At 40.1% G+C, this 22806-nt stretch carries 18 protein-coding genes; 9 read left to right on the top strand and 9 right to left on the bottom strand.

Features of this window, described 5'->3' with window-relative positions; all coding sequences use genetic code 11:
- Positions 1 to 265: 265 nt before the first annotated feature.
- Positions 266 to 1075 carry a sulfite exporter TauE/SafE family protein gene (locus tag H5200_RS08860; protein ID WP_182761335.1) on the bottom strand — a complete coding sequence of 270 codons (810 nt, stop codon included), beginning with the start codon at positions 1073 to 1075 and terminating at the stop codon, positions 266 to 268.
- 521 nt (positions 1076 to 1596) lie between these two features.
- Here H5200_RS08860 and H5200_RS08855 point away from each other — a divergent pair.
- Together H5200_RS08855 and H5200_RS08850 are read left to right on the top strand one after the other, a co-directional pair.
- Positions 1597 to 2571 carry a DUF1852 domain-containing protein gene (locus H5200_RS08855; RefSeq protein WP_182761334.1) on the top strand — a complete coding sequence of 325 codons (975 nt, stop codon included), beginning with the start codon at positions 1597 to 1599 and terminating at the stop codon, positions 2569 to 2571.
- Between the two features lie 68 nt (positions 2572 to 2639).
- Positions 2640 to 3689, top strand: coding sequence for a methionine synthase (locus H5200_RS08850; RefSeq protein WP_182739273.1), 1050 nt, complete (start codon positions 2640 to 2642; stop codon positions 3687 to 3689).
- A 102-nt stretch (positions 3690 to 3791) separates the two neighbouring features.
- On the opposite strand, the gene H5200_RS08845 is transcribed toward H5200_RS08850, so the two are convergent.
- From H5200_RS08845 to H5200_RS08830, 4 genes are all read right to left on the bottom strand, one after another.
- Positions 3792 to 4223, bottom strand: a complete 432-nt coding sequence (locus H5200_RS08845) for a DUF3859 domain-containing protein (protein ID WP_182717842.1) — start codon at positions 4221 to 4223, stop codon at positions 3792 to 3794.
- Positions 4224 to 4272: 49 nt separating this feature from the next.
- Positions 4273 to 6096: a protein kinase domain-containing protein gene (locus H5200_RS08840; protein ID WP_182717843.1), complete on the bottom strand. Its 1824-nt coding sequence runs from the start codon at positions 6094 to 6096 to the stop codon at positions 4273 to 4275.
- Positions 6097 to 6415: 319 nt separating this feature from the next.
- The gene (locus H5200_RS08835; protein WP_182717844.1) at positions 6416 to 7342 is read right to left on the bottom strand and encodes an electron transfer flavoprotein subunit alpha/FixB family protein; all 927 of its coding nucleotides are present in this window, start codon (positions 7340 to 7342) and stop codon (positions 6416 to 6418) included.
- Entirely contained in the window at positions 7343 to 8092 is a 750-nt protein-coding gene (locus H5200_RS08830) for an electron transfer flavoprotein subunit beta/FixA family protein (protein WP_149981096.1), read from the bottom strand.
- A 195-nt stretch (positions 8093 to 8287) separates the two neighbouring features.
- Here H5200_RS08830 and H5200_RS08825 point away from each other — a divergent pair, with 195 nt between their 5' ends.
- From H5200_RS08825 to H5200_RS08800, 6 genes are all read left to right on the top strand, one after another.
- A complete protein-coding gene (locus H5200_RS08825; protein ID WP_182761333.1) occupies positions 8288 to 9934 on the top strand; it encodes an electron transfer flavoprotein-ubiquinone oxidoreductase in 1647 nt (548 codons plus the stop codon).
- A gap of 139 nt (positions 9935 to 10073) precedes the next feature.
- Positions 10074 to 10544 carry an acyl-CoA thioesterase gene (locus H5200_RS08820; protein WP_145233918.1) on the top strand — a complete coding sequence of 157 codons (471 nt, stop codon included), beginning with the start codon at positions 10074 to 10076 and terminating at the stop codon, positions 10542 to 10544.
- A 222-nt stretch (positions 10545 to 10766) separates the two neighbouring features.
- On the top strand, positions 10767 to 11339 hold the full coding sequence (locus H5200_RS08815; protein ID WP_182717846.1) for an outer membrane beta-barrel protein: 573 nt from the start codon (positions 10767 to 10769) through the stop codon (positions 11337 to 11339).
- Positions 11340 to 11447: 108 nt separating this feature from the next.
- Positions 11448 to 12152: a tRNA (N6-threonylcarbamoyladenosine(37)-N6)-methyltransferase TrmO gene (gene tsaA / locus H5200_RS08810; RefSeq protein WP_182761332.1), complete on the top strand. Its 705-nt coding sequence runs from the start codon at positions 11448 to 11450 to the stop codon at positions 12150 to 12152.
- 90 nt (positions 12153 to 12242) lie between these two features.
- Positions 12243 to 13967, top strand: a complete 1725-nt coding sequence (locus H5200_RS08805; RefSeq protein ID WP_182717848.1) for a proline--tRNA ligase — start codon at positions 12243 to 12245, stop codon at positions 13965 to 13967.
- A gap of 151 nt (positions 13968 to 14118) precedes the next feature.
- Positions 14119 to 14961, top strand: coding sequence for a UDP-2,3-diacylglucosamine diphosphatase (locus tag H5200_RS08800; protein ID WP_182739270.1), 843 nt, complete (start codon positions 14119 to 14121; stop codon positions 14959 to 14961).
- A gap of 17 nt (positions 14962 to 14978) precedes the next feature.
- Here the strand turns inward: H5200_RS08800 and H5200_RS08795 are convergent, their stop codons facing one another.
- The 4 genes from H5200_RS08795 to H5200_RS08780 form a co-directional block, all read right to left on the bottom strand.
- A complete protein-coding gene (locus H5200_RS08795; protein WP_182761331.1) occupies positions 14979 to 18029 on the bottom strand; it encodes an ATP-binding protein in 3051 nt (1016 codons plus the stop codon).
- Between the two features lie 192 nt (positions 18030 to 18221).
- On the bottom strand, positions 18222 to 19430 hold the full coding sequence (locus tag H5200_RS08790) for an ABC transporter permease (RefSeq protein ID WP_182717851.1): 1209 nt from the start codon (positions 19428 to 19430) through the stop codon (positions 18222 to 18224).
- Positions 19423 to 20211, bottom strand: coding sequence for an ATP-binding cassette domain-containing protein (locus tag H5200_RS08785; protein WP_182761330.1), 789 nt, complete (start codon positions 20209 to 20211; stop codon positions 19423 to 19425). Before H5200_RS08785 ends, H5200_RS08790 begins: the two co-directional genes overlap by 8 nt.
- On the bottom strand, positions 20208 to 21017 hold the full coding sequence (locus H5200_RS08780) for a DUF3025 domain-containing protein (protein WP_182717853.1): 810 nt from the start codon (positions 21015 to 21017) through the stop codon (positions 20208 to 20210). Before H5200_RS08780 ends, H5200_RS08785 begins: the two co-directional genes overlap by 4 nt.
- 108 nt (positions 21018 to 21125) lie before the next feature.
- On the opposite strand from H5200_RS08780, the gene H5200_RS08775 reads away from it, so the two are divergent.
- The gene (locus tag H5200_RS08775; protein ID WP_182739267.1) at positions 21126 to 22751 is read left to right on the top strand and encodes a M28 family metallopeptidase; all 1626 of its coding nucleotides are present in this window, start codon (positions 21126 to 21128) and stop codon (positions 22749 to 22751) included.
- The last annotated feature ends 55 nt before the right edge of the window (positions 22752 to 22806 follow it).

Raw genomic sequence — 22806 nt, 5'->3', positions numbered from 1 at the left:
CAAAAAAGCTGGCACTGCCAGCTTTTTTGCGTTTATACGGATACTTTTCATAAATGTTCTAATGTACTTTCATTTAAAAAACGACTTAGCTTTCTCAGATTTAAGCCCTCATTTATTTCTCATTCTTTCCTCTTTGTGCAATAAAATTTTAGTGAATTATTCACAAAGAAATTAAGGTTCGCTGCGCTTAAAGAGCTAGCCTACGCAAATAGAACCGATTTGATAAATTATTGGCTCTATTCGTTTCACTGCAGTGCCCTTCCTTTTAATACATAATCATTTTGACAGCGGTTACTAGCAACAATGCGGCGAAGATTTTTTTGACTAACGTGACTGGTAAGTGATGGGTGGCTTTGGCGCCTAACGGGGCGGTAAACCAGGATGTGCAAATGATACCGAATAACGCTGGTAAATACACAAATCCAGCAAATCCATTTTCTAGTGCAAAATGGCCGCTGCCTGAGCTGATGTAACCAATTGAACCAAATAATGCGATAACAATGCCGCATGCGGATGCACATCCTATGGCTTTTTTCATATCGACTGAGAAAAACGTTAACAATGGTACCAAAAGCGCGCCTCCGCCAATACCGATCATCGCAGACAAGCCGCCGATGATCGTGGTCATAATGGTTAACACACCTTTATTGGGCATGTCACGCTCAACCGATGGCTCACGCTTATTACTTACAAACATCTTTATCGCAATAAGTACCACTGTGACAGCAAACACTAAGCGAACAACCTGCTCAGGTAATAGTGCCGCTATAAAGCCACTGATAAGCGCCCCCAGTGCAACGCCCGTCATTACCCAAGGAGCAAGAGTCCATGGAACATTGCCATTTTTATGATGTGCGATTGCGGAAGACGTTGATGTAAATAATATTGATGCTAATGACGTTGCAATTGCGGCAATAACGACTTGCTCAGCTGGTAGAATTTCAAAATGCAGTAAAATAATACTCAACACAGGAACAATAACCAACCCGCCCCCAATACCTAGCAGCCCTGCTAAAAAACCTACGCCACAGCCAAGTAAGGCGCAGTATAAAATCAACATTATCAATTCACTCATTGCGTTTATCTCTTATTATAATTTTGGGGCACTCATGCCAGATGAATGCGTTTCTATTTCCAACAGAGCAGCGATCACTCACCACATTGGCCGCGAGTATATCAATATAACTGATGCCCATTGATATATTTGCTAAATTAAGCCCTGAATAATCCTCATGTTTTAGATGAAATAAATACAAGATACCCACCCAGAAGTCTAAATATCTGTATAGCCAAGTTGGCACTCTGTCTTTTAAAGTGCCACTTCAGATAATTTATAGCTAATGCCGTGCAATATTATTAGTTGATGAATACAGCTCATGTTTTAGGTGAAATTAAACCGTTTTTATTCATGTACCGATCCACGTATAAATAGCTCAACTCTTAGAGGCAACACAGTTTTACAGCGGTTTTAATTAAGCCATCAGGCACAAACACAAAAACTGTGAACATCACTTACTGAGAGATCAGTAACGTTAATTCGCTCAAGAGCACAGCATAAACGCAGGTTTTAAATCAGATAATTGGATACAGATCACCATGACTAAAGATTTCACATTTACTATTAAGAGTATTTGTCTCGATGAAAATTATCATCCAGTAGCTAATACACGTATCACTACCAATTTTGCAAACTTGGCCAGAGGCAGTTATCGCCAAGCAAACTTACGCAACGCCTTAAAAATGATCGATAACCGTTTTAATGCCTTGGCGCAGTGGGATAACCCAAAAGCGGATCGTTATTCTGTAGAGCTTGAAATCATCTCTGTTGATATGGATATTGCTGGCAGTGGTAATAGCTTTCCATCGATTGAAATATTGAAAACAAATATTGTTGATCATCACACTAACAAACGCATTGAAGGCATTGTAGGAAATAATTTTTCCTCCTATGTGCGCGACTATGATTTTAGTGTATTACTGCAAGAACATAATAAAGATCAGCCTAAATTTAGTATTCCTGATAACTTTGGCGAGCTGCATGGCAAACTATTTAAATATTTTATTAGTTCTGACAGCTACAAAAAGCACTTTAAAAAGCCGCCAGTAATATGCCTAAGTGTTTCGGATAACAAGACCTATCATCGTACTGAAAATCAGCACCCTGCGTTAGGTGTTGAATATCAGCCAAATGAACCGTCTTTGACTGAGCAATATTTCAAAAAAATGGGCTTGCAGGTGCGTTATTTTATGCCGCCAAATAGTGTAGCGCCCTTAGCCTTTTATTTTGTTGGTGATTTGCTAAATGATTACACTCATCTTGAGCTTATTAGCACTATTAGCACTATGGAGACATTTCAAAAAATCTACCGACCAGAGATCTATAATGCCAATGCGACTGCGGGGAAATCATATCAACCAAATTTGAAGAACCTAGATCATTCACTCACGCAAATTGTTTATGACCGTGAAGAGCGCAGTAAATTGGCGAATGAACAGGGGAAATTTGCTGAGCAGCACTTCATCAAGCCATATCAAACAGTGCTTGAGCAATGGTCTGCTAATTACGCGTAATAGCGAGTTCAATCGTTAGATTCAATCGCAACTTAAAAAGTTAACCCAAATAAATGGCATTATTTATTATGAAAACATCTATTAGCAAAACAATATTACCGACTTCAACTGCAGGCAGCTTACCTAAACCTTCATGGCTTGCAGAGCCAGAGACTCTTTGGTCACCTTGGAAACTTCAAGGTGATGAATTAATTGACGGCAAACACGATGCATTACGGATCTCTCTGCAAGAGCAACAACGCGCAGGTATTGATATTGTCAGTGATGGCGAGCAAACACGCCAACACTTTGTTACCACATTTATTGAGCACCTTAACGGTGTAGATTTTGAAAACCGTAAAACGGTGAGAATTCGTGACCGCTATGATGCCAGTGTACCGACAGTCATTGGACCTGTTAGTCGTATAAAACCGGTTTTTGTTGATGATGCTAAGTTTTTACGCAGCCAAACCAAAAAACCGATCAAATGGGCGCTACCAGGTCCTATGACTATGATAGATACACTTTATGATGACCATTATAAAAGCCGCGAACAGCTCGCTTGGGAATTTGCCAAAATTCTTAATCAAGAAGCCAAAGAACTAGAAGCTGCGGGGGTTGATATCATTCAATTTGATGAGCCTGCATTTAACGTGTTTTTTGATGAGGTAAATGATTGGGGAATTGCGTGTTTAGAAAAAGCCATTGAAGGCCTTAAATGCGAAACGGCCGTACATATTTGTTATGGTTATGGCATCAAAGCCAATACAGATTGGAAAAAAACGTTAGGCTCAGAATGGCGACAATACGAAGAAGCATTTCCAAAACTGCAGCAATCTAATATTGATATTATCTCATTAGAATGTCACAACTCTCATGTACCAATGGAACTACTTGAACTTATTCGCGGTAAAAAAGTAATGGTTGGCGCCATTGACGTTGCCACCAATACCATAGAAACACCTGAAGAAGTGGCAAATACGCTACGTAAAGCACTGCAGTTTGTCGATGCTGACAAGCTCTACCCGTGTACTAACTGTGGTATGGCCCCCCTACCTCGCGCAGTTGCAAGAGGTAAGCTCAATGCGTTAACCGCTGGCGCAGAGATTATTAGAAAAGAGCTGGCTCAAAGTAATTAAAATCTAATTTATTTCATGAGGTGGAGTAACCACCTCGTCCTAATTTATTTTCAACAATTACACTTACTACAAATACAATAAGCCTATATACACATAAAGTATTTAATACCCGCGCTTTTGCCAAAACTCAATTTCTGACATGGACTCTTGTTCAAACACTGAAAATGTTTTATCGGCAATCAGTTTACCGTTTAGCTCTATGGTCATGCGCCAGTCACCTATTTTATTGCTGATAGGTTGCCACAAGGTATCACCTAAGTAAAAGTGCCAGTCATTGTCTTTAACGTATTCAAAGCCGTCAAATGGTGGCATTACCTCACCATCAGCATCCGGTATGTCAGGATGATAAATACAATAATGAAGCTTTTCGCCTTTGGCTTTTTTAATATTAATGATAAAACCAAACTCCACATCGAGTTGTGCGGGTACTTTTGTGGTAAATGCTTGAATTTGCGGTAAGGCTTTTGATGATGAATCCCACTTTGTATAAATACCAAAGCTTTGCATAGTGATTGCGGGCTGAGTTTTTGCCATTATTTATCCTTTTTTTGATGCATTAGTTTAACGTATTTACACGGCAAAATTAAGCGCCAAAACGTTTAGGATCTTTAGGATAGAAAAAATCAGGCTGGCGATCACACAAGGCAAACTCACGGGTATTTTTGTAAGGTAGTTTCATAAACCCGGCAACCCCCACATCAGTAATGCTCACCGCATATTGCATCAACTTATTAAGCAAGCGCTTAAACTGTGCTTCTTTAGTGCCATCTAACAAACGATAGTAATGATGTATTTTCATTCTATCTGGTAAAGCTTCAAAAATAATGCAGCCGGTATGATGTATTTGGTTTAACTCAAATACGCATTTGATCACTTTTTTAGGTAGCTGCAGTTGCTCGTCCGGATCTTTACCGTCTTCAAAATAAGAATGTGGTCGGGTGACTTCTGAGCTTTTTAAATTCATTACCTCATAGTCAAGCTCTGGAAGTTGTTCAAACTTAAATGCCCCTGTGCCATCACGCTCCAGTTGAATGGTCTTTCTGGCATCAAATAAACAACACTTAAATAAGCCTTTTTGATGAATGCCTTGTGCCAACATCACGGTATTATTAACCGCTTGGGTAAAAGCATGGCCTAAACTTTCATCATGCATGATCAGTGATGATTCAACGAACAGTGATTCCTCTTTCCAATGAAAGCTTAAGCCCCCTACTACTGGGTATTTTGCTAATCGGCTGATAGAGGCTAAAAATGCTTTTTCAGTATCACCGGTATCAAACAGGAATTCTTTATAATACCGGTCCAATTGAGCGTCATTTACATCAAGCAGTTGTTGATTGAGGTCGGCTTGGCGTAAAAATTGTTTACGTGAACTATAAACCACAGTATCAGGTAGTTCGTCATCGTTACCAAACCAAAATGGAATATTGGCTCGCACATCTTCAGCTAAATTGAGCTCTGGTAAATATGCTTTTGCCATAGCAGGCATATTACGTATAAAGTAATCACCCGCCCCGTCTCTTGTAATTTTATTTTTAGAGAGCATACCGTCAATCACTTTTGCAAGCTCCATAGGGAGCCCTAGTGAACTGGCTGGGATCACTTGCGCGCCAAATCGGCATGACTGTGCAGAAGCCAGTGCGTATAAGGTGGACGCCACGCCTTGCTCATCAAAACGCGGCGATGATTTAGCACCTGACATTTGCTCATCACCAATAAAATACACATCCCCCATCCGCGCATTGGTGGTACTTAAATCGCCAGACATTAAATCCATAAAGTTACTGGTGATTGGCTCGCCATTACTGTCTATTTGGGCATACACCGAGCTGCCCCAGTCCACCAGCGATAAGCCTTGGGTATGTTCATCCCACACTAGATTAGAGGGCTTGATATCGCCATGCACAATCGGTTGTGGCGTTATGCCATTTTGCTGAGTGCGTAGGTCTATTAATACATTACGTAGTTTTAGCGCTAAACTGGCGATTGCTGCTGCGCTAAAGCGGCCTTTTTTAAGTGATACTTTTTCTAAGTCTTCGCCCAGCGCGCGGGCCATCATTAAAATGCCCTGCTTTTTTATCCGTTCAAAAGCATAAAACTTAGGCACTAATGGGTTATCAACTTGCGAGAGCATATACGCTTCGTCCTCAAGTCGATCACGTACACTTTGCGCCAAGGTGATACGTGAAAATTTAAACACCCAAGGAAGTTTACGCTCATCTAAACCCGCAAATACAAATCCAAAAGCACCCGAGCCAATCATTTCAACCTGGCTGTAGCCTAAATTAGTGAGTTGCTTAATACAGATATTCAACCATTGGCGATGTTTTTTGGCGTCATGGTGCGAAAGCAAATAGACCGACTGCTCTTCATTGATATAAAAATTGCGGATTGCTTTGGTTTTCACTGCGAGGTCTCAACGTATTCTAAAAAATGTAAGGGATAAGGGTGAAGCTAGCTTATTGATTATTAATTTTTTAGTTCTAAATTTCTAGTCATTTAGCCTCAGCTTAGCGTGTCCTGACATTTTGCGCAAAAAAGTGTAAAAAGGCAATCTGTGTTAAAAAATAATGCCCCCAACTCACTAAACGACAGGTGATACTCTTTATTCATGGTAATTGCTTAGTTAGATATTACAGACTTTCTGATTGGTAAAATAAAAGAAAAAAAGCCGCGTGATCAGCGAACTGATCACAACAGCTTTTAACAACCAGAATCGTTATAAATTAGAGTGCTTGTTCAAGCTCTGGTAGCACATCAAATAAATCTGCTACTAAACCATAATCCGCCACTTGGAAGATTGGCGCATCGGGATCTTTATTGATAGCCACAATTACTTTTGAGTCTTTCATACCCGCTAAGTGCTGAATTGCGCCACTAATACCTACAGCAATATATAAGTTAGGCGCAACGATCTTACCGGTTTGACCCACTTGCATATCGTTTGGCACAAAGCCTGCGTCAACCGCAGCACGAGACGCACCAATTGCCGCGCCTAGTTTATCGGCAATACCATTAAGTAATGAAAAGTTCTCGCCATTTTGCATACCGCGTCCACCTGATATAACCACTTGCGCAGCAGTTAACTCTGGGCGCTCAGATTCGGTTTGCTCAACACTTACAAATGCGCTTAATTCACTGCTAAACACAGAATCAACAACACGACTCTCAGCGGGAGCTTGCTCACCTTGCAGATCAAAGCTACTTGCACGAACGGTGATCACTTTTTTGCTATCCAGTGATTTTACAGTTGCGATGGCATTACCTGCATAGATTGGACGTTTAAATGTATCAGCGTCAACCACATCAATGATTTCTGAAATTTGTGCAACATCAAGTAATGCGGCAACACGTGGCATGAAATTTTTGCCCGTTGTAGTGGCACTAGCAACAAGATGCGAATAATCTGGCGCAAGCGATAACACTAAATCTGCGATGTTTTCAGCTAACTGATGCGCATACTCACTATGATCAGCCACCAGCACGGTGTTTACACCTGCAATACTGGCCACTATTTCACTCATTGGTGCTACGTTTTCACCAGCAATTAGTACATCAACAGCAAAACCAAGCTTTAATGCTGCGTTTATGGTTTTAGAAGTTTCAGGCTTTAAACTGCCATTGTCATGATCTGCTATAACTAATGTTTTCATTTAAATCACCTTCGCTTGTGTTTTTAATAAATCAACTAACTGGGCTACATCATCAACAATGATACCGCCACTGCGTTTTGCCGGTTCATGTACCGCAACAAGTTCGATACGCGGGGTTAAGTCTACACCTAAGCTATCAGCTGCAATTACCTCAAGTGGTTTACGTTTGGCTTTCATAATATTTGGCAATGATGCATAACGGGGTTCATTCAAACGTAAGTCTGTTGTGACTACGGCCGGTAACTTTAATGCCACTGTTTGTAAACCGCCATCAACTTCACGCGTCACATTAACAGTGCCATTTGCTATGTCGACCTTTGATGCAAACGTACCTTGCCCGCGCCCAGTAAGAGCCGCCAGCATTTGACCTGTTTGATTGTTATCTGAATCAATCGACTGTTTACCTAAAATTACCAGTTCAGGGGCTTCTTGCTCGACGATTTTAGCAAGCAGCTTTGCAACGTGCAGTGATTCTAATTTTTCGTCAGTCTCAATATGAATCGCTTTATCGGCGCCCAGTGCCAGAGCTGTACGTAATTGTTCTTGAGATGCTTTAGCACCAATGGTTACAGCAATCACTTCAGTGGCAGTGCCCGCCTCTTTTAAGCGGATAGCTTCTTCAATGGCAATTTCGCAAAATGGGTTAAGTGCCATTTTCACATTAGTTAGATCAACGTCGCTATTATCTGCTTTAACGCGTGCTTTTACGTTGTAGTCGATAACTCTTTTTATTGGAACGAGAACTTTCATAGGAACTCCATAATTATTTAAACCTACAAGCTAACGTGTACGTCAACCTATTTATTTTATGAAATCAGACTACTTCCTGTTGACGTAAACGTCAACCTAAAATAACCTTAAACTATTCATCGCCTGTAACGTTTCATTTGCAAGTATGAAATTGCCCTCGTAAAGGCACAGGTCCGTCACATAAAAGAGGTTAATATGGTCGAACGCGAAACCATGGAATTTGATGTCGTTATTGTCGGCGCAGGCCCAGCAGGCTTAGCTACCGCCATACGATTAGCGCAACAAGCACAAGAAAAACAACAAGAGTGCATGATCTGCGTGGTTGAAAAAGGCTCTGAAGTGGGCGCTCATATTTTATCGGGCGCAGTATTTGAAATCACCGCTTTGGACGAGTTACTGCCCAATTGGCAAGAACTTGGCGCACCAGTGACCACTAAAGTAACCAGTGATGAAATATATTGGTTTAATAATGACAGCAAAGCCACCGCTATCCCTCACTTTGCCGCACCTAAAACATTTCATAATACTGATAACTATATTGTCTCTATGGGTAATGTATGCCGCTGGCTTGCAGAGCAAGCAGAAAAACTAGGTGTTGAGATTTTCCCAGGGTTTAGCGCGCACTCACTGATTATTGAAGATGACACAGTAAAAGGCATTATTACCGGCGATATGGGCCTTGATAGCAATGGCAATGAAAAAGATGGCTTTATGCCTGGCATGGAACTTCGTGCTAAATACACTGTATTTGCTGAAGGTTGTCGTGGTCACTTAGGTAAACAGCTGATCACTCAATTTGCACTTGCTCAAGATGCCTCACCGCAACATTATGGTTTAGGCTTTAAAGAAATTTGGCAAATCGATCCTGCTAAACACAAGCAAGGCACGGTAGTTCATGGCACCGGTTGGCCCTTAAGTGCAGATACTAACGGTGGTGCGTTTATGTACCACAGTGATAATAATCAAGTTGTAGTCGGCTTAATTGTTGATTTAAATTACTCAAACCCGCATTTAAGCCCGTTTGATGAATTTCAGCGCATGAAACACCACCCAATCTTTAAAGATGTATTAGCCAGTGGTGAACGTATTGCTTATGGCGCTCGTGCGATTGCAAAAGGTGGCTTACACTCATTACCAAAAATGCACTTCCCGGGTGGTTTGTTGGTCGGCTGTGATGCTGGCACCTTGAATTTTGCCAAAATCAAAGGCAACCACACAGCGATGAAGTCAGGTATGATTGCCGCTGAGGTGATCTTTAGCGCGCTTACAAACGAGCAACAGCATACTGACTTAGTTGACTACAGCGAAGCATTTAAACAAAGCTGGGCTTATAAAGAGCTATACCAATCACGTAACTTTGGCCCTGTGATGCATAAGCTAGGAAAATTTCTTGGTGGTGCGTATAACACCCTTGATCAAAATATTTTTGCAGGGGCATTACCTTTTACTTTTAAAGATAATATCCCAGATCACGCAACGCTAGTTGATAAAAATCAGGCCAGTGTCATTAATTACCCGAAGCCTGATGGTCAACTCAGCTTTGATAAATTATCTTCGGTGTTTTTATCAAATACCAATCATGAAGAATCTCAGCCGTGTCATTTAAAACTAAAAAATAGCGCTATTCCTATCGATGTTAACTTAGTTAAATTTGACGAGCCTGCTCAGCGCTATTGCCCGGCGGGTGTGTATGAGATACAGCAAATTGCCGGCAAAGACGAGTTTGTGATCAATGCACAAAACTGCGTGCATTGTAAAACCTGCGATATTAAAGATCCGAGCCAAAACATCACCTGGGTAACACCTGAGGGAGCCGGTGGTCCCAACTACCCAAATATGTAATCTAAATACAATTAAAGCGCTTGATACAGCGTAAAAATAATATTTTACATATAAGTTATAAACCTATCCTAAATTGCAGGGGCTTCGGCCCCTTTTTTGCGCTATGCTAATAAGAATTATATATGAGTGAGATATTTTTATGCCGTCGTCTAATGTTGTATTCCGTTTTTTAGCAGAGCCCACCGATGTGAATTTTGGCGGGAAGGTTCATGGCGGTGTCGTCATGAAGTGGATTGACCAAGCAGGTTATGCCTGCGCTGCTGGTTGGAGTGGTCATTACTGTGTCACTGTATCTGTCGCTGGGGTTAAATTTCGTCGCCCAATTCTAGTTGGTCAAATTGTTGAAGTTGAAGCTAAAATTGCCCACACTGGCAAAACCAGTATGCAAATCTTTATACAAGTTCGCTGTGGCGATCCGAAAACGCGTAATTTAGTTGAGACTAACCACTGTGTAATTAGCTTTGTTGCCATGGACGAAACAGGTTACCCCGTAGCAGTGCCAGAATACATCGCAGTGAGTAATGAAGACAAAAAATTAGAAAACTACGCAATTAAGATGAAAGAGATTGCCATAGAAACTGAAACTTTATTGCATAAATCAGAACCCTGATCACCTAAACTATCTATCTGTAAAAGCTACATCCTAGTCAGAAATATTTTCTCCAGCCAAACTGAACGAGCGTTTAAATAGCGCTCATTGGTATACTTTATATGCTATAAAAGACTATAACTGGCTGTTTTTAAGCCAAATTAATCATGGCACGCACCATGCAATATTAAAATTAACCGGTAATTTAAAGGTTATATTTTTATTTTGTAAAGGAGCTATTAAATGATTAAATCAATTTCACTTTCTGCTATCTCATTAGCATTGTTAGGTTTTAATACTGCAGCTAGTGCAGAAACAACAAACATGGATTACCCTCGCGTATATACAGGTATTGGCTATGGTCAATACTCATTCAAATTTGAAGACTCTGATGACGACATCGATTTTGATGATGATTCACAAATGCTTAAGGGTTACGTTGGTACGCAATTTAATAAGTATTTAAGTTTAGAGCTTGCCTATCAAAACTTTGATGAAGTAAGCGATATTGATAGCTATGCTGAAGTTGATGGTGTGTCTTTGGCCGCACGGTTAGCTGCCCCTATTACGGATAGCTTCTCTGTCTATGCTAAAGGTGGTTGGCTAGAATGGGATGCTGAGGTAACCAGCGACCTTCCTGCTATTGGTAAGATATCAGCAGATCAAAGTGGAGGCGATGTATTTTATGGTGCAGGTATCGAGTACGCATTCACCACCAACATGCAGGTACGCTTTGAGTATGAACGCTATGAACTAAAAGATGAAATTGATCCAGAAATGGATGTAGCATCGGTTTCATTCCAATATATGTTCTAAGAAATGCTTAACCTATTTTGAGGTTATTTAGCAGTAAAAGGCAGCTTCGAGCTGCCTTTTTTGTTGTTAGCGGTTAGAATATCGTATCTTTAACAGTAATTGAGTTTCATGAGCGATTTTCAACTAACGGCTATTGGCCATATTCAATCTCCTTATAAACAAAAGTTCGCCATTCCTCGCCAACCGCGTTTAGTTCCACAAGCAAAAGCTAAGTTGGTATTTGCTGCTGATTTTAACCGTGAAGAATTTGTTCGTGGTTTAGATGAATTTAGCCATATTTGGTTATTGTTTCGCTTTCATGAAACTGCAGATAAAGGCTACTCAGCCATGGTTAGACCACCGCGTTTAGGCGGTAATGAGCGCAAAGGCGTATTCGCCACACGCGCGACCTTTAGACCCAATGCCATAGGCATGAGTGCCGTCAAACTTGAAGGCATAGAGTATAAAAATGGCCAGCTGTGTTTATTATTGGCAGGCATAGATTTACTTGATGACACCCCGATTTTAGACATCAAACCATATTTACCTTATTCAGATGCCATGGTTGATGCCACTGCAGGCTTTGCTGACACGCGCCCAGAAACGCAAATGACCGTTGAGTTTAGCCCGCAAGTGCAGGCGTTTATTGAACAGCAAACCAACTTTCCACAGTTGCATGACTTTATTAGTAATGTACTTAAGCAAGATCCTCGCCCTGCCTATAAAAAGCAAAAAGAGGGTGAACAAAGTTATGGAATGACCTTGTATGATTTTAATATCCGTTGGCAAGTAAACGACGAGCATAACTATGTCACTAGCATAGAAAAAAGTTAGAAAAACACACTTAGCGCTTTAGTGTAAAAGCAACCGCTGCTAAACTGAGTGCCCAATTGAAATAATAATTTTATAACTATCGGAATAAACATGCGTACCAGTCAATATATACTCGCAACACTTAAAGAAACGCCATCAGATGCTGAAATTGTATCGCATCAATTAATGTTAAGAGCGGGCATGATCCGTCGCGTCGCGTCGGGCCTATATACTTGGTTACCCTCTGGATTACGCGTGTTACGAAAAGTCGAAAACATTGTGCGTGAAGAAATGGACAAATCAGGTGCAATCGAAATGTTGATGCCTGTTATTCAACCTGCGGATCTATGGGAAGAGTCTGGCCGTTGGGAGCAGTTTGGCCCAGAACTTATGCGTTTTACTGACCGTCACAATCGTACTTTCGCGTTAGGACCAACCCATGAAGAAGTGATCACTGACTTTGTTCGTAAAGAAGTAAGTTCGTATAAACAATTACCGCTTACTTTGTATCAAGTACAAACAAAAGTGCGCGACGAACGTCGTCCTCGTTTTGGGGTTATGCGCGCGCGTGAATTTACTATGAAAGATGCCTATTCATTTCATTTAAGTGAAGAATGTTTAGATGCAACTTATCAAGTAATGCACAAAGCATACTGTAATATATTCGATCGCTTAGGCCTTGATTACCGTCCTGTTATTGCTGATACCGGCTCTATCGGTGGTAGTGTATCTCATGAATTTCATGTGTTAGCTGAATCAGGTGAAGATGCTATCGCCTTTAGTGATAAAAGTGACTACGCAGCAAACATCGAAAAAGCAGAAGCATTAGCGCCAAGTGAAGCGCGCCCTGCTGCCGCAAAAGAATTAAAAGCATTCCCAACGCCTGATGCGAAAACTATCGACGAGCTAAAGAAACACTATGGTGTTAAACCTCATCGCAGTGTTAAAACACTGATTGTTTACGGCGCGCCAAATGAAGATGGTCAACGTGGTTTAGTTGCATTAGTAATACGTGGCGATCATGAGCTTAACGAACTTAAAGCTGAAAAACATCCATTAGTAGATTCTCCACTGGAAATGGCAAACGAGGCTGACATAATTGCAGCCATTGGTGCTAAACCGGGTTCATTAGGCCCTGTTGGCTTAATCATGCCAATTTTAGTAGACCGTACAGCCAACGTAATGGCTGATTTTGTAGCCGGTGCTAACAAAGATGACGAGCATTACAGCGGTATTAACTGGGATCGCGATGTAACTGAGTATGAAGTTGCTGATCTACGTAATATTGTCGAAGGTGATCCTAGTCCATGTGGTAATGGTACTTTACATATTAAACGCGGTATTGAAGTTGGCCATATCTTCCAGCTTGGTACTAAGTACTCAGAAGCGATGAAAGCGGGAGTATTAAACGAAAGCGGTAAAAACCAAATAATGACTATGGGTTGTTATGGTATTGGTGTATCGCGTATTGTCGCAGCGGCTATTGAACAAAATAATGATCAATACGGTATTATTTGGCCACAGCCAATCGCCCCGTTCGATTTAGCTATTGTGCCAATGAATATGCATAAATCGCATCGTATACCAGATATCGCTAATAACCTTTACGACGGTTTAAAAGCCGCAGGCTTAGACGTGTTATTTGATGACCGTAAAGAGCGCCCAGGTGTGATGTTTAACGACATGGAATTACTCGGTGTACCTTTCACGTTGGTAATTGGTGAGCGTAATCTTGATGAAAACAAGGTTGAGCTGAAAAATCGCCGTACCGGTGAAAAACTAATGATAGATATTGATAGCGCTGTTGAAGCAATCAAAGCGGCCATGAACGCTTAATCATCAGCACCCTCTGTAACAAAAAAACCGCGAAATGCGGTTTTTTTGTTTTTGCACGATCATTAATTGTCATAGATGTTTCGTCAAACAGTCTTATAAACGTCATTCAAGTTGCTTAACTTTGTTGTTATTACACCGTGAGTAACCTCCTATGCACGACATCGAAAAAAGTGATAAAAAGTACTACCCAGCCGTTTGGATCTCCGATGTACATTTAGGCTATAAAGATTGTCGAGCAGATTACCTACTCGACTTTTTAAATAGTATTGAGTGCGATACCCTTTATCTAGTGGGTGACATCGTCGATTTATGGTCTATGAAGCGAAGTTTTTATTGGCACCCTAGTCACTATCAAGTATTAGCCTGTATTCAAGCCAAAGCAGTTCAAGGTACTCGAGTGATTTATATTCCCGGCAATCACGATGAAACATTCCGGCACTACGTCAATAACAGCCTATTTGGTATTGAAGTCCACCAGCAGTTTATTCACACAACCAAAGCCAACAAACGATTTCTTCTGGTTCACGGTGATGATTTTGACTCAGCAACTCGGTATAACAAACTGATCAGTATTGCCGGTGATGCAGGTTATGACTTTTTACTATTTTTAAATCGCTGGACTAATCGTATTCGACGCCTATATGGTGGTAACTATTGGTCACTTGCTGCTTGGATCAAAGCCCGCGTTCATAAAGCGCGTGAAGCAATAGAGGCATTTGAAAATGCTGCTATTCATGAGGCTAAAAAGCAAGGCGTAGACGGTATTATTTGCGGTCACATTCATCACCCACAACTCAAAGTCGTTGATGGCATTGTTTACTGTAATGATGGCGATTGGATAGAAAGTTGTACCGCAGTAGTAGAGCAAGAAAATGGTCGTATCGAATTGCTACACTGGTCTGACACTCAAACAGTGATTAATTCTGCTGATATTACCAAACTTAATCAAAATCTTGGTGGACCAAAGGCTAAACCTGAAAAATCAGTAGCTTAAAATTTAGACTGTGTGGTTTATTTTAACCACATAGCTAATTTGTCTTTCAAAACTTTTGGCTTTATGGGTTTGGTAATATAATCATTCATACCAGCTGTAATACAGCGTTCTCTGTCACCTGCCATAGCGCTGGCAGTCATAGCGATAATAGGCACTTTCGCATAGTCAGCACCAGCTTTGTTGCTGCGAATTGCAGAGGTCGTGTCATAGCCATTGAGGTTTGGCATTTGGCAATCCATAAAAATCAGATCAAATAAAGCTGTTTGCTCTGTATTTAATATTTCTAGTGCATCGAGGCCATCGCTGGCACATACAATAGTGACACCGGTATTTTTTAATATTGCTTTGGCAACTTCAAGGTTGATCATATTATCATCAACCAATAACACCTTAAAATTTGAGAAATCGTATTCAACATATTCTGTTTGCTCACTACCTTGGCTAGCAACCAAAAAACTATTATTAACACCAAACAAACTTGCTAACTTAAAGCTAAATTGATCTTGAGTAAGCGGCTTATTAAGTACATGGCAATTTTCAGGCACCTGCTCTTTGGCTTTTTTACTAAGCAATAAATCACGCAAAATTAATACATATTTTTTATTCTGCTTATTACATAAATTAATCAGTGTTTGTAAGTATGGGTGATCATTATCAACAACCAGTAAATCAACTTTTAACTCTTGATATTGTGCTTGGTAGTCAAATCGTTGAATATTATTGGCCGCTACTTGGCAATTTTTAATCAATAAATTAGTGACATTGTTATATACATTGTCGCTATCTATCAGCACGCCAACCTGAATATCTTTTGCCAACTCAACGGCTGTATTGAGCTTTTTCTCAGCTGCAATATGTAATTGCACTTGCGCTGTAAAACAGCTCCCTTTGCCTTTTTCACTGGTGACGCTAATATCACCGCCCATCAATTGCGCCAACTTACGACAAATTGATAAACCAAGCCCAGTACCACCAAAGTGGCGAGTGGTACTGGTGTCCTCTTGGGTAAAGGCCTCAAACAACTTATCGATATTTTTTTCAGCAATGCCGATGCCTGAATCTTCAATAACAAAGCTCATTAATAACTTTTCTTCAGTAAGATACTGACATCCAAGAGTCAAACTGACTTCACCTTGATGGGTAAATTTGAATGCATTATTAAGTAAGTTTATTAATATTTGTTTTAATCGGTGGCTATCTCCTACTAACATACGATCAATAACTTTATCGGTATGCAAAAACACTTCTAAGCCTTTACGCTGGGCTTGTAATGCCATAGAGGTGATCATATCACTGCATACAGTAATCACATCAAAACTGTGATTATCAATATCAAGTTTACCTGCTTCTATTTTTGAAAAATCCAAGATGTCATTAATTAATGTCATTAATGAGTTAGCGCTGCTATTGGCCAGCTCTAGGTATTGCTGTTGCTGTTGCGTTAGTGTGTCTTCTTTGAGCATTTCCAGCATCCCTAATACACCATTCATAGGGGTACGTATTTCATGGGAAATGTTAGCAATAAAATCACTTTTCGATTTACTGGCTGCCAACGCTTGTTCAATCGCACTTTCAAGTTCAGTTGTGCGTTGGCGAACCTTTTGCTCTAACGTACTATTGAGTTTTTCAAGCTCTACTTGAGTCTGTTTAAGTGAATTGATGTTTCGTAAAATCGCTGCAACCTGGTGGCGCTGGGTAAAAATATCAAACACGCTAGTAAGTGTAATTGAGTAAAAGTGTTGTTGATCCTGCGGATCAGTATACACGCCTTCAAATGATGGTTTTGACCCCTGCGCTATGGTTTCATCAATACATGAATTATCACTTTCAGCAAGCGTAAATAATTGCGTGAATTTGGTGTGATCAATAATGATATCAAAGAACTGCAACGCTGTTTTATTGGCATTACTGATAAGCCCATCCTCTTGTACTGTTAAGATTGCATCGAGGGAATTTTCAATAATCTTGTTATTACGCTCCTTCAAGGAGTGAAACTCTAATTTGCGGTTTATATACCTTTGGTATAACCACACTAATAACCACAAAGCAGTGAAAAGTGAAATAATTACCAGCACAAAATGATCACGACGCTTAGCAACGTCTTTTGCCAAAATATCGGTATTAATTGATACCGCAAGTTCAAGGGGCAACATGCTAATGTTATTTTCTAAACTAATACGTTGTTTTAAATAATAATGGCTTGGTAAATCATGAAAAGGTAAAGTCGCTTGGCTGCTCATATCTTGGCTTTGACTAAATACACTTGACCAAGTAATGTCTTGACCAAACTCAAAACCAAATCGCAGTTTAGGATCTGGGTGAAATAAAAACTGCTGCTGATCATTTAACAGATAAACATCAACCCCAGCAGGTGAACTAAAAGTAACACTATTAAATAACTCATCAGCAAAATAATTGGTTACTAATACAGCAAACACTGCTCCTTGTTTATTAAATACCGGCTTAGCAACTCGGTAGGTACTCACGTAGGGGATCTGAATTTGGCCATGCTCTCGATTATAGTTAATCGGTGATATATAGACAGATTCACTATCTAACCTGCTGGCATTAAGCATGTAATCCCGCTGCCCTTTTTGTTGTAATAAGTCTCCCTCTAGGCGCACCAAAGCATCATTGATCCTATCAACACGGACAATTTCTTGACCATTATCAGCAAGGGTAATATATCTGGCTTGTAATAGCTGCGGGTCAGTGCGCATAAAGCCACTAAATATTTCAGCTAAGCGCGTTTGCCATATTGCGATGGGAGTATTTAATAGTGGATCAATAAGGTTATTTGCAGCGGCTCGGCTGATGCCACTGATAGGCGGTGTGGCATTTAAAAAGTTGATTGACGAAACACTGTCTTTTAAATGTCCTTTTAACATCAGTGCTTTTGTATCAAGCTCTTGCTGTAGTGTGGTTTGGGCAACCTGGTAAACATCTTTGCGTACTTTCAGCTCAAATATATATAAAGCAGGTATTGCGAGGATGAAAAAAAACAGCAATGCTAATAAAGAAAGTTTATTACTGCGAAATAAATTAAAAAATGTCAGTGAGTTGCGCATCAAAATTGCCAGTTTGCTTTCAAATACAAACTACATTATAGAGCAATTAAAAAGTTATCTCTGCGCTTTTTATCGATTCTTAGTTTTTCTAAGGAAACTATAGTAATAAAAAATGACGAGCTAGCCCGTCATTTTTATTATTTAACTGAGAGTATTGTAACAACCACGCCCAGCCTACTTCTATATAATTTATTATCTAAATAAGACTTCTTCTTTATTAAACCATTTAACACAAAATGCTAATAGTGCACCGGCAACAATCACGGTCGCTAAAAAGATTAGTCCAAGTAACGTGTAATCAATCGTACCTTTGATAATTTCTTTAATCGCTAAAGCCACATTAGTAACCGGTATAAATGCGGTTTTAGCTGTTAGCTCAACATTCGGTAGTAAAGCAACAATGATAGGAAATATCACCCCCATACTCAGTGGTGTCATGTAATTCTGAGCTTCTTTAAAGCTACGAGCATAAATCGATATTGCTAACGCAAGAGAAGAAAAAATCGCGGCGACGGGTAATAAAATAATAAAAATGAGTGCCAAATCTAATACGCGTAATGAACTAAATGCTGTTTTTATCACATCCAAATCAATGAAAGAAATCGCGATACTGATCCAAACGCCCATACTCAACACGGTTATCGTTGTGGTGGCGATTGACGCTGCAAGTAAAGTAATAAATTTACCTAATACAAGTTGCGTACGGGTGATTGGTGTCAATAGTAACGTTTCTAATGTGCCGCGTTCTTTTTCACCTGCACCTAAATCAATTGCTGGGTATGTTGCTCCCATCAATACTAATGGGATCAGTAAGTAAGGGATAAAGCCGCCTATTTTCTCACCTAAATTTTCTCGTTTATCAGCAGTATCAACTTTTACAACTTTGATTGGATCAATAATTGCACTTTGTTGCTCAACTGAAACACCGTAGCTTAATAGTTTTTCAGCTCTTAGCTTATTACCAAATTCTTCAGCAAGCTCTTTTACTCTGTCGAATAAAAAGTTAATCGCTTTAGCATCGTTATAAACCACTTGCCACTGACTTTGTTTTGCGTCATCAAGGTTTTGTTTGGCATCTGCGGGTAAGAAAATACCCATATCAATGGTGCCGGCTTTAACGGCCTCTGTAAGCTCTGCAACTGTATTAAAGGTGTGATCACCTTTGTATAATTGAAAACTTTTATGATAAAAAACTTTATCTGTGAATGATTGCGCATATTCGCCATTGATAATGGCATAGGTATGAACTTTTTGTTCGGCTTCAAGTGTTGCTTGAGAACTAATAAATGCCATCACCGCAAATAATAATGGAAAGATAGCAACTGGTAATGCGACAATAAAAATGAGTGTTTTTTTATCTCGTAATAGCTCCTTTAATTCCTTTTTAAATACTTCAAACATTATTTTTCTCCGTCAATATATTCATAAACGCTTGATTAAGTTCGTCGCTTTTACCCACTTTTTTAAATTCGTCAAGACTGCCGTCAAAACAACTGATACCTTCGTTGATCACCGCAACGCGGTCACACAGTAGCGCTACTTCATCTAAATGATGGGTTGAAAATATAACAGGAGTCCCTTGCGCTTTAAGCCGTTTTATAAACTCGATCACCGTTTGAGTGGTCATAATGTCTAATCCAGTGGTCGGCTCATCAAGTACCACGACTGCCGGATGGTGCACAACTGCGCGGGCTATATTGGCTTTTTGCTTCATACCCGTTGATAAATTATCAGCACGTTTATCAATAAAGCTATGCATATCGAGTAAATCAAATAACTCTTCACACCGTGAACTAATCGCGTCTTTACTCATACCGTGTAGTTTTGCAAAATATTCGATATTTTCTTTTACCGTTAAACGGCCATATAAACCGGTACTGCCAGATAGAAAACCAATAGACTTACGACCAAATAGTGGTTTTTTAATGATGTCTTCACCAGCAATAATTATTTGCCCTTCATCGGGTTTTAACGCTGTCGAGAGCATTCTTAGCGTGGTGGTTTTTCCTGCACCATTAGGGCCGAGTAAGCCCAGCACTTCGCCTTTATTACAATGAAAGCTGACATCTCGCACCGAATGAAAATAATCTTTATCTTCACGGGGATCTATTTTATCGACTTTGTTTTTTTTATGGTCTTTAGTTAGCTTAAATTTCTTTTTAAGCCCCGTAACTTCTATCATGTTCGTGTCCTTCGTTTTGGTCTAAAGTAATCCGTATTACTATAAAACTCGGGGTTATTATTATCATACCAGCCTGGTACGCCTAGCAGTGGTAATGGTGAGAGCTGGCTATTGTCCCTTAAACAGTTATCGACGCTAATCATCTCATAAAGGGTTTGATCAATATACTGATACTGCTGGGCTAAATCTTTACAAAATATGTCACTCGGTACTTTTACAAATAATGCTTTACCTGTCAGACCAATATACGGCTTTGTTAGCATTTCATAATTAGCGTGGCCGAACATAAATGGCGCAATGGTTTTACCCCACAACGCTCTTTGCTCAATAAATGCCTGCTGCCATTGATGATTTTTAAGTAACGCAGGCCAAACATTATCACTTACAGCAAGTACAACCCCACATTCATCAAACAAGGTTAAGGCATTGCGGTGTTTTGAGCGTACTTTAGTGCCGTGAAGTGTGATCTCTTCAACATGGCGTTGATTGATCAATGCTTTCGTTTTAGGAAATAAACACCAGATAAGTCCACCAAATAAGTCATGCCAATTTTGTTGTCGCGTTGGTACTTTACCGGTATCAAAAATGATTTGCTCATAATAGCGCTCTTCCTCACTAAAGCAGGCGTCTTCAACAAAGCGAATTGTTTGCTGATTTGCATTTTTAGCATCTAAAAATGATGAAATCCACGCACATTGCGGCCAGTCGGATAAACCGTTTAAAGAAAACAGTGTATTTAAATGGCTAAATGCACCATTTTCTAAACTGGCGCTATGCCATTGTTCGTAAGGGGTAAAACGCTTCATGAGTATCTTTAGCTTTACAATTATTATGGTTGGAGTTTACCGCAAAAACTGGTTCTCTTTAATAGAAGTTCTTATACTGAGCTCACTTAAAACAAAAAAAGAGCGACTATGAAACGTTATTTTTCTCTGACACTCCTTGCAACTGCGGTACTTGCAGGATGTGCAACAACAAGTCTCACCTCTGATGATGTTAGCAAAGGGTATAATTCAATCAATGCCCAACAACTCGCAGAGCATGTCAAAGTGCTTGCCTCCGATGAATTTGGAGGCCGCGCTCCATCTTCAAAAGGTGAAGAACTCACACTAGCTTACCTTACTGAAGAATTTAAAAAACTAGGTTATCAACCAGGTAATGGCGACAGCTTTTTACAAGAAGTTCCGTTGGTGTCTCTTGAAGCAGATCCAAACATGGTGTTAACTATCGGCGGCAAAGATTACCAGTATAAAAAAGACATGGTAATGGGCAGCAGTCGCATTAGCGAACGCCAAAGTATTAAAGACTCTGAACTGGTATTTGTTGGTTATGGTGTTAATGCCCCAGAATATAATTGGAATGATTACGCAGGTTTAGATGTTAAGGGTAAAACTGTGGTGATTTTAGTCAACGACCCTGGTTTTGCCACTAAAGATCCTGCTTTGTTTACCGGTGATGCCATGACTTACTATGGCCGTTGGACTTACAAATACGAAGAAGCCAGCCGTCAAGGTGCTGCTGGGGCTATCATCGTTCATGAAACTGCACCGGCCTCTTACCCTTGGTCTGTGGTTGAAAACTCATGGAGCGGCGAGCAGTTTGGTTTTCAAAAAGAAAACAATAATATGGACAGAGTCGCTGTTGAAGGTTGGGTAACCACAGAGGTTGCTAACGAGCTTTTCACTAAAGCAGGTTTAGATTTTGCCAGTGCGAAAACCAATGCAGCAAAAGGCGCTTATCATGTTGATATGGGCGATTTAACAGCGTCTGTTGCGGTTAAAAACACCATCAAAAAATCAATTTCATATAACTTCATTGCGACTTTACCCGGTAGTGAAAAACCAGATGAGCATATTATATACTCAGCACACTGGGATCACTTAGGTACTGATAAAAACCGTAAAGGCGACCAAATCTACAATGGAGCACATGATAACGCGACAGGCACTGCAGGCTTAATTGAAGTAGCTGAAGCGTTTGCAAGCTTACCAAAGCACCCTAGCCGCTCAATGACCTTTTTAGCAGTGACAGCTGAAGAGCAAGGTTTATTAGGATCTAAGTATTATGCTGCACACCCAGTGATAGCAGCAAATAAGACAGTCGCTAATATTAATATGGATAGCTTGAACTTGTTAGGCAAAGTAAAAGATATCAGCGTGGTTGGTATTGGTAAATCAGAAATGGACTCGCTATTAGCACAGGCAGCTAATGCACAAGGGCGCACGGTCTCCGGCGATCCTAAACCATCTTCAGGCGGGTACTATCGCTCTGATCATTTTGCTTTCGCCAACATGGGTATTCCAGCGATGTATGCGGGTGGTGGCAGTGAAGCACTTGACGAAGATACGGCTAATTATCGTAAACGCATGAGCTTAGTGCTACGTGGTTGTTACCATCAACCATGTGACAGATACCGTGATGAATGGGATCTATCGGGAGCTGTACAAGACTTACAACTGTTTTATCAAGTAGGTTTTGATATTTCAGAGCAACCACAATGGCCCAAATGGAATGCGAACTCAGAATTCCAAAGAAAATAACGCAAATGATATTGATTTTCATTTAATTTAAATCTAAAGTGCAACTTAGATAGTT

Origin of the sequence: Pseudoalteromonas sp. SG43-7 (assembly GCF_014164295.1) — a bacterium.
Classification (GTDB): domain Bacteria; phylum Pseudomonadota; class Gammaproteobacteria; order Enterobacterales; family Alteromonadaceae; genus Pseudoalteromonas; species Pseudoalteromonas rhizosphaerae.
The sequence above is the reverse complement of the archived record's forward strand: the minus strand, read 5'-3'. Positions and strand labels throughout refer to the sequence as shown.

Coding starts and splice junctions, on each gene's coding strand:
- H5200_RS08780 (WP_182717853.1), bottom strand. CDS start 21,017: ATGAAGCGTTTTACCCCTTACGAACAATGGCATAGCGCCAGTTTAGAA.
- H5200_RS08850 (WP_182739273.1), top strand. CDS start 2,640: ATGAAAACATCTATTAGCAAAACAATATTACCGACTTCAACTGCAGGC.
- H5200_RS08795 (WP_182761331.1), bottom strand. CDS start 18,029: ATGCGCAACTCACTGACATTTTTTAATTTATTTCGCAGTAATAAACTT.
- tsaA (WP_182761332.1), top strand. CDS start 11,448: ATGAGCGATTTTCAACTAACGGCTATTGGCCATATTCAATCTCCTTAT.
- H5200_RS08825 (WP_182761333.1), top strand. CDS start 8,288: ATGGTCGAACGCGAAACCATGGAATTTGATGTCGTTATTGTCGGCGCA.
- H5200_RS08775 (WP_182739267.1), top strand. CDS start 21,126: ATGAAACGTTATTTTTCTCTGACACTCCTTGCAACTGCGGTACTTGCA.
- H5200_RS08790 (WP_182717851.1), bottom strand. CDS start 19,430: ATGTTTGAAGTATTTAAAAAGGAATTAAAGGAGCTATTACGAGATAAA.
- H5200_RS08830 (WP_149981096.1), bottom strand. CDS start 8,092: ATGAAAGTTCTCGTTCCAATAAAAAGAGTTATCGACTACAACGTAAAA.
- H5200_RS08820 (WP_145233918.1), top strand. CDS start 10,074: ATGCCGTCGTCTAATGTTGTATTCCGTTTTTTAGCAGAGCCCACCGAT.
- H5200_RS08860 (WP_182761335.1), bottom strand. CDS start 1,075: ATGAGTGAATTGATAATGTTGATTTTATACTGCGCCTTACTTGGCTGT.
- H5200_RS08805 (WP_182717848.1), top strand. CDS start 12,243: ATGCGTACCAGTCAATATATACTCGCAACACTTAAAGAAACGCCATCA.
- H5200_RS08785 (WP_182761330.1), bottom strand. CDS start 20,211: ATGATAGAAGTTACGGGGCTTAAAAAGAAATTTAAGCTAACTAAAGAC.
- H5200_RS08815 (WP_182717846.1), top strand. CDS start 10,767: ATGATTAAATCAATTTCACTTTCTGCTATCTCATTAGCATTGTTAGGT.
- H5200_RS08835 (WP_182717844.1), bottom strand. CDS start 7,342: ATGAAAACATTAGTTATAGCAGATCATGACAATGGCAGTTTAAAGCCT.
- H5200_RS08800 (WP_182739270.1), top strand. CDS start 14,119: ATGCACGACATCGAAAAAAGTGATAAAAAGTACTACCCAGCCGTTTGG.
- H5200_RS08845 (WP_182717842.1), bottom strand. CDS start 4,223: ATGGCAAAAACTCAGCCCGCAATCACTATGCAAAGCTTTGGTATTTAT.
- H5200_RS08855 (WP_182761334.1), top strand. CDS start 1,597: ATGACTAAAGATTTCACATTTACTATTAAGAGTATTTGTCTCGATGAA.